Annotated in this window: 8 protein-coding genes; 1 reads left to right on the top strand and 7 read right to left on the bottom strand. The window is 66.7% G+C overall.

Annotated features, from left to right (window positions below):
• Positions 1 to 127: 127 nt before the first annotated feature.
• The 7 genes from lysS to EZ304_RS00130 all read right to left on the bottom strand — a co-directional run bounded on the left by lysS (position 128) and on the right by EZ304_RS00130 (position 10,813).
• A complete protein-coding gene (gene lysS / locus EZ304_RS00155) occupies positions 128 to 1,639 on the bottom strand; it encodes a lysine--tRNA ligase (protein WP_142805891.1) in 1,512 nt (503 codons plus the stop codon).
• Between the two features lie 198 nt (positions 1,640 to 1,837).
• Complete coding sequence (locus EZ304_RS00150) at positions 1,838 to 3,478, bottom strand: acetolactate synthase large subunit (protein ID WP_142805890.1); 1,641 nt, start codon at positions 3,476 to 3,478, stop codon at positions 1,838 to 1,840.
• A 65-nt stretch (positions 3,479 to 3,543) separates the two neighbouring features.
• Positions 3,544 to 4,929: an NAD-dependent succinate-semialdehyde dehydrogenase gene (locus EZ304_RS00145; RefSeq protein WP_142805889.1), complete on the bottom strand. Its 1,386-nt coding sequence runs from the start codon at positions 4,927 to 4,929 to the stop codon at positions 3,544 to 3,546.
• A gap of 658 nt (positions 4,930 to 5,587) precedes the next feature.
• Positions 5,588 to 6,370, bottom strand: a complete 783-nt coding sequence (locus tag EZ304_RS00140; protein WP_008267447.1) for a helix-turn-helix transcriptional regulator — start codon at positions 6,368 to 6,370, stop codon at positions 5,588 to 5,590.
• Positions 6,371 to 6,522: 152 nt separating this feature from the next.
• Positions 6,523 to 7,648 (bottom strand): peptide chain release factor 2 gene (gene prfB, locus EZ304_RS00135; protein WP_099551678.1). Its coding sequence is split into 2 segments (ribosomal slippage): positions 6,523 to 7,572 and positions 7,574 to 7,648, totalling 1,125 coding nucleotides; the frame shifts between segments, so codons are not numbered across the junction.
• Positions 7,571 to 7,822, bottom strand: a complete 252-nt coding sequence (locus tag EZ304_RS20930) for a hypothetical protein (RefSeq protein WP_185959262.1) — start codon at positions 7,820 to 7,822, stop codon at positions 7,571 to 7,573. The genes prfB and EZ304_RS20930 overlap by 78 nt, the downstream gene beginning before the upstream one ends.
• Positions 7,823 to 7,900: 78 nt before the next feature.
• Positions 7,901 to 10,813 (bottom strand): VIT domain-containing protein, encoded by a 2,913-nt coding sequence (locus EZ304_RS00130; RefSeq protein ID WP_142805888.1) that lies wholly within the window; start codon positions 10,811 to 10,813, stop codon positions 7,901 to 7,903.
• 128 nt (positions 10,814 to 10,941) lie between these two features.
• Between EZ304_RS00130 and EZ304_RS00125 the strand changes: the two genes are divergently transcribed.
• Positions 10,942 to 11,991, top strand: a complete 1,050-nt coding sequence (locus EZ304_RS00125; protein WP_142805887.1) for a DUF1176 domain-containing protein — start codon at positions 10,942 to 10,944, stop codon at positions 11,989 to 11,991.
• Positions 11,992 to 12,068 lie beyond the last annotated feature (77 nt).

The raw sequence follows: 12,068 nt of genomic DNA, 5'->3' as shown, positions 1-12,068 counted from the left end.
CCCCCGACGCCGATCAAGCCATAACGGACGTCAAGGTAGTGCATTAACGATACGCCGAGTGCGGGAGGCGTCAAATGCGCCGTCTCGTTTCGCGACGGCGCGCACAATCAGGAGTCAGAAAAGCGACTTACTGCTCCGGACGCATGTAGGGGAACAGCAGTACGTCGCGGATCGAACTGCTGCCGGTCAGCAGCATCACCAGGCGATCGACGCCGATGCCAAGGCCACCGGTCGGCGCCATACCGTACTCCAGCGCACGGATGTAGTCGGCGTCGTAGTGCATGGCCTCGTCGTCGCCGCCTTCCTTCGCGGCCACCTGGGCCTGGAAGCGCTGCGCCTGGTCTTCCGGGTCGTTCAGTTCGGAGAAGCCGTTTGCCAGCTCCTTGCCGTTGACGAACAGCTCGAAGCGATCCGTATAGCCCGGATCGTTGTCATTGGCACGGGCCAGCGGCGAGACCTCGACCGGATGGTCGGTGATGAAGGTCGGCTGGATCAGGGTGTGTTCGACCGTGGCTTCGAAGATCTCCAGCAGCAGCTTGCCCCAGCCGTAGGACGGCTTGACGCGGATCTTCAAGCGCTCGCAATGGCGCAGCAACGCCTCACGGTCGGTGCAGTCGGCCGCGGAGATTTCCGGGTTGTGGTGGCGCACCGCTTCATCCATGCGCCAGCGGCGGAACGCCGGCCCCAGGTCGATCTTCGCGCCGTCCCATTCCACTTCGGTGCCACCGTTCACGGCCTTGGCCACGTCACGGATCACACCTTCGGTCAGGTCCATGATTTCGTTGTACGTGGCATAGGCCTCGTACAGTTCCATCATGGTGAATTCCGGGTTGTGGCGGGTGCTGACGCCTTCGTTGCGGAAGTTGCGGTTGATCTCGTACACGCGCTCCAAGCCACCCACGGTCAGGCGCTTGAGGTACAGCTCCGGCGCCACGCGCAGGTACAGGTCCAGGTCCAGCGCATTGTGGTGGGTGGTGAACGGCTTGGCCGCCGCGCCGCCGGGGATGTAATGCATCATGGGCGTCTCGACTTCCAGGAAGTCGCGGTTGTCCAGCCACGCGCGCATGGCGCGGATGATCTTCGAGCGCTTGATGAACACCGCGCGCGACTCCGGGGTCACGATCAGGTCGACGTAACGCTGGCGGTAACGCTGCTCGACGTCGGCCAGGCCATGCCACTTGTCCGGCAGCGGGCGCAGCGACTTGGTCAGCAGGCGGATCGATTCGGCCTTGACCGACAGCTCGCCGGTCTTGGTACGGGTCAGGCCGCCTTCGACGGCGATGATGTCGCCCACGTCCCAGCCCTTGAAGGCGGTATAGGCATCGCCCAGCACCGTGCCCTGCAGGAACAGCTGGATGCGGCCGGACTCGTCCTGGATCTGCGCGAAGCTGGCCTTGCCCATGATGCGCTTGGCCATCAGGCGGCCAGCCATCTTCACCTGGCGGCCATTGCCTTCCAGGGCCTCAGCGGTCCACTGTTCGGCATCGGCGAATTCTTCCTGCAGGCGGCCGGCGAAGTCCTCGCGACGGAAGTCGTTCGGGTACGCGATGCCCTGCCCACGCAGCGTTTTGAGTTTCTCGCGGCGCTCGGCGATCAACTTGTTTTCGTCAACGGAGGGGGTATCGGTAGCTTCGCTCATGGATCTGCGGGAATCGTGTTAGTGAGGGGGGATGTTGCGCCCGGCACGGCCGGTTGCCCAGCATACCAAAACCGCCCTGCCCCAGCCTTGGCGGCCGCCCTCGCCCCGGTAGCCGCCAACCTTGGTTGGCGGTCCGCATGTCGACCAAGGTCGACACCTACCGGATTGCGCGGCACCCACCAGAGCGCGGGGTTGGCCTCACCCGTTGCCCGGGAACGCCTGCCGCAGCTCGTCCACCAGCACCCGCTGGTTCTCCGAGTAGTCGATCGGCACCGATACCAGGTGCACGCCACCCTCGTTGAACGCCGCTTCCAGCGTCGGGATGAACTGCTCGATGGCCGTCACCTCATGCCCCTTGCAGCCATAGGCTTCCGCGTACTTGACGAAATCCGGGTTGCTGAAGGTCATGCCGTAGTCGGTGAAGCCGTCCACCGCCTGCTTCCAGCGGATCATCCCGTAGGCGCCGTCGTTGAGGATCAGCACCACCAGGTTCAGGCCCAGCCGGCGCGCGGTCTCCAGCTCCTGGCTGTTCATCATGAAACCGCCGTCGCCGCACACCGCCAGCACCCGACGCTGCGGGTACAGGATCGAGGCCATGATCGCCGACGGCAGGCCTGCACCCATGGTCGCCAGCGCGTTGTCCAGCAACAGCGTGTTGGCGACCTGGGTGCGGTAGTTGCGCGCGAACCAGATCTTGTACATGCCGTTGTCCAGCGCCACGATGCCATCCGGCGGCATCACCTGGCGCACGTCGTGCACCAGCCGCTGCGGGGTGAATCCAGCTTCCTCGGCACGGTCAGCCAGGTGTTCCAGAATGGTCGCGCGCAGCGGCAGCAGCGCGTCAGCATTCGGCACCGCGCCTTCGATACGGTCGGCCAGCTGGGTCAGCGAACGACCGATATCGCCGATCACTTCCACCTGCGGGAAGTACACCTGCTCCACCGCCGCCTGCGAGTAGCCGATATGGATCACGGTCGGCCCACCCGGGCGCATCACGAACGACGGCTTCTCGGTGACCTCGTGGCCGATGGTCACGATCACGTCGGCCTGGTCGATCGCCATGTGCACGTAGTCACGCTCGGTCAGCGCGGCGGTGCCCATGTACAGGCCCGAACCACCGGCCACCGCACCCTTGCCCATCTGCGTGGTGAAGAACGGAATCCCGGCGCGCAGCACGAACGCCGACAGCGCCTCGCTGGACTGCGGCCGCGAAGCGGCCGAGGCGATCATCAGCAGTGGGCGCTTGGCATTACGGATGATCCCCGCCGCGCGGTCCAGCGCCTCCGGGCTGGCAATCGGCCGGTCCACCGCGTGGGTCGGAATGAGGGAAACCCCCTCCACCTCAGTGGCGGCGATATCCTCGGGCAGCTCCAGCAGCACCGGGCCGGGACGCTCTTCCTGGGCCACCCTGAACGCCTCGCGGACGATGGTCGGGATGGTGCGTGCCGAGACGATCTGCCGCGCCTGCTTGGTCAGCGGCTTCATCGTGCTGACGATGTCGACGATCTGGAAGCGTGCCTGCTTGCTGGCGACGATGCCCTTCTGGCCGGTGATCATGATGACCGGCCAGGCACCGAGCAGCGCGTAGGCGGCGCCGGTGGTGAAATTGAGCGCACCCGGGCCGAGCGTAGCCAGGCACACGCCCGGCTTGCCGGTAAGACGCCCGTAGGTGGCGGCCATGAACACCGCCGCCTGTTCGTGGCGGGTGATCACCAGCTCGATGCTGGAATGGCGGAGCGACTCGACGACGTCGAGGTTCTCTTCGCCGGGAATGCCGAAAATACGCTCGACGCCTTCGTTCTCAAGTGCGGCGACGAGCAGGTCTGAACCCTTGGACATGGGAATGCCGTCCTTTTTTCGCTGGACTGATGGTGGATCGTTGCAGGAAGGATGGAAGCCGCGCGTCAACGCTTGTCGAACCACACTGTCTGCGCGTTGACAAACTCGCGGATGCCGAAGTGCGACAGCTCACGACCGAAGCCGCTCTTCTTCACACCGCCGATCGGCACGCGCGGGTCGGAGGCCGAGAAGCCGTTGACGAACACACCGCCGGTCTGCAGCCGGCGTGCCATCTGCATGGCGCGGGCACGGTCGCCGGTCCACAGGTTGCCGCTGAGGCCGAATTCGCTCTGGTTGGCCAGTTCCACCGCATGGTCGGCGTCGTGGGCGCGGCTGATCGAGGCCACCGGCCCGAAGGTCTCGGTATCGAAGGCCTGCATGCCCGGCTCCACCCCGGCCAGCACGGTGGGCGCATAGAACGCGCCGGGACGATCGAGCTGGTGCCCGCCGACCAGCAGCTGCGCACCGGCGTCGACCGACGCGCGCACCTGCGCATCGAGCTGTTCCAGCAGGTCCTGGCGCGCCATCGGGCCGATGCGGTTGCCGGGGTCGCGGCCGTCACCGATGGTCAGCGCCTGCACTTTCTGGCAGAACTGCGCCACGAAACGATCGTAGACCGCGTCTTCGACGATGATGCGCTTGCCGGCGATGCAGACCTGCCCGGTGTTCTGGAAGCGCGAGGCCACCGCCGCATCGACGGCCGCATCAAGATCGGCATCGGCCAGCACGATGAACGGATCCGAGCCGCCCAGCTCCAGCACCACTTTCTTCAGCGCCTGCCCGGCCTGGGCAGCGATGCTGCGGCCGGCGGCCACGCTGCCGGTCAGGGTCACCGCGGCAATGCGGTCATCGGCAATCGCGCGGCTGGTGCCCTCGCGGCTGATGTTGGCGGCGATGAAGGTGCCCTCAGGCAGCCCGGCATCGCGCCAGGCCGCGTCGAGCAGCTGCGCAGTGCCGACGATGTTCTCCGCCGGCTTCAGCAGGAAGCCGTTGCCGCCCATCAGGATCGGCACCGCCGCCCGCATCACCTGCCAGTAGGGGAAGTTCCACGGCATGATGCCAAGCACCACGCCCAGCGGCAGGTAGGACACGTAGGCCTTGTCGTCGGGCACCTGGGTCGGTTCGTCGCGCAGGAACCGTGCCCCGTTGTCGGCGTACCAGTCGCACAGCACGGCGCACTTTTCGATCTCGGCCAACGATTCGGCCTGGACCTTGCCCATTTCAGCGGTGGCCAGCGCGGCCAGCTTCTTGCGGTCGCGGCGCAGCACGGCGGCCATCGCGCGCAGCACCTCGGCCCGCTGCTCCAGGCTCCTTGCGCTCCAGACGGCGAAGCCAACCTGGCCGCGATCGAGGATGGCTTCCAGTTCGGCATCGGTGGCGAAGGGATGGCTGGCGATCTGCTGGCCGGTGGCCGGATCGCGGGAAATGGCGGTGCTGGGGGCAGTGGACATGCAGGGCTCCTGTTGTCTCGACAACGGGCGGCGGCCCGTCTCCTGCACAGGAATGTGGACCCGATTGGCGGAGGCAACAAGGCGTCTGCTTATCCTGTGACCTGCACTTACCTGTCTGAATGGGGGCTCCTGGCAGGGCTGCGCCCTGCACCCGCAGAGGCTTCAAGCCAAGGCAAGGGCAACGGCAGAAGCTGGCATTCCGTGGGTTGGCGGGGTGGGTCCGGTTGAGGGGGACGCTGCAAGTACGTCCATGTAAGCTCGGTCGCCGCATCCATGCGGCTCACGCCCCCTCAACCGGACCCACCCCGCCTTCGACAGTTTTCCGGGATCTGTTGGAGCGACGTATTGCCCTGGTGGGTGTCGACCTTGGTCGACACAGTAGATCCACGCCATGCGTGGATGACTCATTCGATATCTGACAGATGTGTCGACCAAGGTCGACACCTACCAACAGCCGCGGAGATCTGTCGGGGCGGGGCGGTGTGGGTGGGCAGGACCGTTGGCGCCACGGATGGCGCCATCGAGCCCCCATGGACGGGTTTACGGCGTGTCCTGCCCACCCACACCGCCCCGCCATCCCACAGAATGCCCGCTGTTGCTGTTGCTGTTGCTGTTGCTTCGGCCTCTGCGGGTGCAGGGCGCAGCCCTGCCGACCCACCTACTTCCGCGGCAGGTAGGTCACCAGGGAAAGGTCGTGCCGGCTCTCCGGCACCAGCGCCACGTACTGCAGGTCCAGCAACCCGCGCGTGGGATGGTTCAACTTCTTTGCACCTTCATCGAACCGCCGCACGTCGTGCTCCGGCCACCACTGACGGAACTCCTCGCTGTGCGCCGCGATGTCCTCCACCAGCGCCAGGAACGGCGCCTTGTCCGGCGCCTGCGCCATCGCCGCGCGGAAGCCGGCCAGCAGGCCGCGGGTCATTTCTTCCCAGTTGAGGATCAGCGTGCGGTACGGCGGGTAGAGGAACATCAGCCGCAGCGTGTTGCGCTCATGCGGCGCCAGCTGGCTGTAGTCCACGAACAGCTCGGCGATGGCGGGGTTCCAGGCCAGGATGTCGAAACGGGTGTTGCGCACGTAGGCCGGGATCGGCTGCATCGCTTCCACCAGCTGGCGCAGACCATCAGTCACGCTCTCGTCCGGTGATTCCAGCGGCACGCCATAGCCGGAGAGCGCGAACGCATAGGCGCGCTCGTCATCGCTCATGCGCAGCACCTGCGCCAGGCGCTCAAGCACCTCGGGCGAGGCACGCACTTCACGGCCCTGCTCGATCCAGGTGTACCAGCTGACGCTGACCCCGATCGCCAGCGCCACTTCCTCGCGCTTCAGGCCCGGGGTACGCCGGCGCCCGGCCGGCAGGCCGAGCGTGGCGGGGTCGACACGGGCGCGGCAGGCCTTGAGGAAGCCGCCGAGTTCCTTGCGTTCACTTTCGCTGCGCATCATCGGCCCGTCCTACCCTTTGTAGCGTCGAGCCATGCTCGACGCATCCGCCAGCTCGCGAAAAGCAGCCGAGCATGGCTCGGCTCTACACAAAAACGGTTCAACCACCCTCGGCGTTGCGCACGAGGGTGACGATCTCCGCGCAGGTGCGTCGATCAGGCATCGACGCGCTTGGAGCCCACGGCCAGGCCGGCCTTCAGGCTGGCCTCGACGAACTCGTCCAGGTCGCCGTCGAGTACCTTCTGCGTATCCGAACGCTCGATGCCGGTGCGCAGGTCCTTGATACGGCTCTGGTCGAGCACGTAGTTGCGGATCTGGCTGCCCCAGCCGATGTCGGACTTGGTGGCTTCCACCGCGTCCTTTTCGGCGTTGCGCTTCTGGATTTCCAGCTCGTACAGCTTGGCGGCCAGCATCTTCATCGCATTGTCGCGGTTCTGGTGCTGGCTGCGGCCGGTCTGGCAGGCCACGACGATGTTGGTCGGGATGTGAGTGATACGCACCGCCGACTCGGTCTTGTTCACGTGCTGGCCACCGGCACCGGACGAACGGTACACGTCGGTACGCAGGTCGGCCGGGTTGATGGTGATGTCGATGTTGTCATCGATTTCCGGCGACACGAACACCGAGGTGAAGCTGGTGTGGCGGCGATTGTCGGAGTCGAACGGCGACTTGCGCACCAGGCGGTGCACGCCGGTCTCGGTCTTCAGCCAGCCATAGGCGTAGTCGCCTTCCACGCGCAGCGTGGCCGACTTGATGCCGGCGACGTCGCCACCGGAGACTTCCATCAGCTCGGTCTTCCAGCCGCGCGATTCACACCAGCGCAGGTACATGCGCAGCAGGATCTCGGCCCAGTCCTGGGCTTCGGTACCACCGGCACCGGCCTGGATGTCGACGAACGCCGCCGCATTGTCCATTTCGCCGGAGAACATGCGCTGGAACTCCAGCTTCTCCACGTGCGCCTGGTGCTTGTCCAGGTCGGCGACCACCGCCAGCGCGGTGTCCTCGTCCTGTTCGGATTCAGCCAGCTCCAGCAGTTCGGTCGCGTCGGTCAGGCCGTCCAGCACCGAGGCGATGCCGCCCACGGTCTTTTCCAGGCTGGAACGTTCGCGGCCCAGGTTCTGGGCGTACTCGGCGTTGTTCCAGACGTCGGGGCTTTCCAGCTCACGCGTTACTTCTTCAAGACGCTCTTTCTTGGCGTCGTAGTCAAAGATACCCCCGAAGCGACAGCACGCGATCGGTCAGATCGGTGATGCGCTGGCGGACAGGATTCAGTTCGATCATGTCGGCGGTTATGCATTCAAAAGATGACTGGTAATGATACCGCAGGCCGGGGATGCCCGGAATGAGGGCCTGAGCCTGCACCGGGAAGGCTCGAGCGTGATGCACCGGCGCTGCATTCAGGCAGGCGATGCCCGCCTTGGCGTGGGGAGCCGGCTGGGCTGCAGCCGACCCCACACAGGGCCTCCTTGCCCCAGAGCGGGGTCGACGAGGGTATTCCTGGCCCACCCTCGGACGGTCACTTCGGGCAGATGGCTATTTCACCTCGAACTCGCCCACCAGCACGGTCTCGGCGCGGTCCTTCAACCGCATCGTCACCATCTGGTCCTTCTGCTTGGCCGTACCCCAATGGGTGGTCAGGCGCAGCATCAGGGTCGTCGCACCGGTCACCAGCTGCTGGCGGCTGCCGAAGTAATTCGCCTCCACCTTGTACCTGCCCGGCTTGGCGTTGCGCAGCGAGAACTGCTCGGGACCATAGCCGCCGGTGAAGTCCTGCGACATCTGCCCGCCCTGGTAGGTCAGGCGGTTGCCGTAGTAGGCGCGCTCGCCGTTCGGGTCGGTCACCCACAGGTCCATGTCGCTGTTGTCGGCGTCCCACGACAGCACCACGCGCAGGTCCAGCGGCATCGCCTGCAGCAGGCGCGGGTCGATGCTGGTGGTATCCAGCCGGGGCGTGTTGCGGGTCACCAGGTTGGTCAGTTCATCCAATGCGATCAGGGCGATGCCATCGAAGCGGCTGTCCCATGGCCGCACCACCACCTGGTACAACGGCGCCAGCGCCTGCTGCGGCTTTCCTGCCGCTGCCAGCGCCAGACCCAGGTCACGGAAGCTCTGCGGTTCCTCCTGGCCCATCGCCAGTACCTGCTCGAACACCGGCACCGCCAACGCAGGCGCATCGGCCTGCATCAGGCGGTAACCGAGCACGCGCAGCAGATGGCGGTTGTCCAGATCCATCTCGGCCAGGTTCGACAGCACCCGCAGTGCCAGGTCGCGCTGACCCTGCTCCAGCAGCAGGTCGGCCACATCGAGGAAGAATGCGCTGCTGTCGGCGTGTGCATCGCGCTCGGCCAGGTAGCGGTCATACAGTTGCGACGGCGGGCCCTGGCGCAGGCGCCGGGCGATGGCGGAGTCCGGCTGCCACGCCGCCAGCTGGATGCCGAGCTCGCCCTCGTTGGCGGCAGCGGGCGCAGCGACACGACCACCAGTGACCGTGATTGAATCCAGGGCCTTGTTCGATGCAGGCGCTGAGCGACGTGCACGCGCGCTGCTGGCTTCCATGCGCTGCTCGGCGGCGGCGGCCATCGGTGCCGGGGCGGGCGGTGCCGCCGGGGCCGGCGCGGCGAGCATCGCCACCGGCGCCGATTCCATCGCATAGTCCGCGGAGGCCACTTCCAATGCCCCGCCCTTCGCCTGCGGCGGCGTTCCCTTCGGCCAGCTGCGGTTCCACCACTGCTGGCGCTCCTTCCAGCGTGCAGCCACTTCATCCAGGCGCTGGCGATCTGCAGCGGCACGATCCGCCACCTGCACTGCAAACCTGGCGTCGTACTCAGCGCGCAGCGTGCCAGACGGACGGATCGCATAGCGCAGGTAGTCCTCCAGCGTCTCCAGCACGATCAGCGAGGTATCCGGACCGACCAGGCCAAACTGCTGCGACAGGCGCTGCATGGCCTCGCGGTTGCCGCGGCGGTCGGCGGCCAGCTGCTGCAGGCGCGCCTGTGCCCACAAGCCGGCCAGCAGTTCGCCGTCTTCACTTTTCTGCGTCGCGGGCAGCGCCTGCCATTCGCCGCCACCCACGCGCACCCGCATCGGCACACCATCGGCCGCCAGTCGTGCGTGCAGCCAGAGCCAGCCTTGGGCTTCACTGCGACGATCGATCACCACATCCTGCACGCCGCGCCCTGCATCGACCTGAACATCCAACGGCGACGACAGCAGCTCACGCGCCGCCGCATCGACATCCTTGCCCAGCGCAACGAAGCGGCCGCCATGCGCTTCACTCCAACCACGCAGTCGCACGGCATCGGTGCGCGCACCGGCGCTGCTGATCGCGAACAGGCGTTGATCCGCCGCCATCGCCGGCAGCTGTTCCGGCCCATAGGTCAGCAGACCGTCGCTGACCAGCAGGTATTCCTTCACACTCGGCTGCGGCTGCCACTGGGCCAGCGCACTGGCACCATCCGGGCGCACCACCTGCAGTGCTGCGCGCAGCTCACTCCAGTTGCCTGCGCGGATACGGAAGCGGCGCACCGGTTCGGCCCGATCACGCAGCACAGTCAGCGACACCGTACCGTCGCCCATCGCGGCGAAGTAGCGATCCAGCAGTGCGAACTCACGCGTGCGATCGCGCTGCCCCGCCGAACCGGAGCCGTCCCACAGCAGGCCGATCTCGCTGGGCAACGTGCGGGGCGTGCTGCTGGCCGCCACCGGCAGCTGCGCCAGCAGGTAATGGCCATCCTCCCAGGGCGCCACCTGCACCTGTGCCTGGCGGGCTGCCGGCAGGCTCCACTGCAGCTGCTTCGGCAACTGCGCGCCCCTGCCCTGCCATTGCAGCTGGCCCGCACTGATACGGAAGGGTGCCGTACCTGCGGTGGCCGCGCCGGGGGCCTGCAGTTTCAGTTCAACCGAGGCTGCACCGGCGGCGAACTGCAGCGGAAGCGTCCACTGCCAGCCGTGGCCGGCGAAGGCCAACGGCTCGCGAATCACCAGCTGCACGCGCCGACTGCCACCAGCCGGCAGCGGGTAGATGCGCAGGCGGAACTGGTTGCCGGCGGTCTGTTCCAGCAGGCCCGGGTCGACACCACGGCGGGCGATCTCCTCGAACACCTGACGGCCGCGGTCCTTGGGCACCGGCACCGCGTCACGCATCTCGCCGTTGATATCCAGCGCGAAGCCGCTGATCTGCTGGCCGTCGGCCAGGGGGAACTGCAGCTCACCCTCCAGCACGCGCCGGTTCGGGTTGTGGAATTCCAGGGTGATCCGGGTCTGGGCGATGCCGGCCTGGACCTCGCCTTCGATGCGGGCACGCTGCAGCTGCACCGGTTGTTCGGCGGCTGGCGCGATCAACAGCGGCGTGGTGGCCTGCGGCCGGGAGATCCGTGGCGACTGCGCGCCAGCGGGCCAGGCCACAAGGGCCAGCAACAACACAGTGCAGCAACGGGCGAAGACCATGACCGGACTCCAGTGGGATCGTGGAGGGTTGAACGCACGAACAGACGGAACGGGGTTTGACGAGCCGAGCTTTTCAATGTCGTCGCCCACAGGCACGATGCCCCACTCCCATATGCGCAAGGATGCCGATGCGACTCCCCCTGCCCACCATTCTGCTGCTCCTGGCCTGCCCGTTGACCGCCCTTGCGGCGGCCCCGGCCAAAAGCCTGTATTTCCAGCATCACGACTGGGTCGCGGCCTGTGACAATACCCGCACCTGCCGCGCCGCTGGGTACGCCACCGACGAGGACAGCACCCTGAGCGTCCTGCTCACCCGCAAGGGCGGCCCGGGCCAGGCCATCCAGGGCCGCCTGACGCTGCAGCCGGAAGAAGGCCAGCCCCAGCCCAAGGGCGCACTGCATCTGCGCATCCAGCAGCAGGATCTCGGCGTTCTGGCCCCCGCAAGAGGCAAAGGTACGCACAGCTTGAATGCCGCGCAGACCAGCGCGCTGTTGTCGGCACTGGTGCGCAACGGTGGGGTCAGCGTGACCGATGGCGCAGGCCGCCGCTGGCCGTTGTCGGACAAGGGGGCGGCAGCGGTACTGCTGAAGATCGACGAGTACCAGGGGCGCCTCGGCACACCCGGTGCCGTGATGCGCAAGGGCAGCACGCCGGAATCCAGCGTCCCCGCCGCTCTGCCGGTACCGGTGGTGCGCAAGGCCGCTACCGTGGACTCGACCCCGGATGATCCGGCGTTTGCGCAACTGGCCGCCTCACCCGCCCTGCGTGCAGCGCTGCGTGCCACGCTGAAGGACGACAGCTGCGAAGGGCTGCTGGAGACCGACGCCGACGTTCCGCTCAGCAACTCCCCGCTGCAGATCCAGCGCCTGGATGCGCAGCACGTATTGGTCAACGTGCAGTGCTGGCGCGCGGCCTACAACACCGGCGATGGCTACTGGGTGGCCCGTCCGGAGGCGCCTTACCAGCCACAGTGGGTGACCAGCGATGCCATCGACTACGACGATGGTCAGATCATTGCCGCGCAGAAGGGCCGCGGTCTGGGCGACTGCATCTCGCAGAACACCTGGACGTGGGACGGCACGCGCTTCATCGCGACGTCGGAGGTAGCGGCCGGCCTGTGCCGGGGCGTGCCCGGTGGCACCTGGGAACTACCGACGCTGGTAACCGAGGTCCGCTGACCTGACAGATAAAGGGGACGGAGGGGATTAGATAAAGGGGACGGAGGGGATTAAGTCGCTTTTGCCTTGTTTGCCAT

Origin of the sequence: Stenotrophomonas maltophilia (assembly GCF_006974125.1) — a bacterium.
GTDB classification, from domain to species: Bacteria; Pseudomonadota; Gammaproteobacteria; order Xanthomonadales; family Xanthomonadaceae; genus Stenotrophomonas; species Stenotrophomonas maltophilia_O.
The sequence above is the reverse complement of the archived record's forward strand: the minus strand, read 5'-3'. Positions and strand labels throughout refer to the sequence as shown.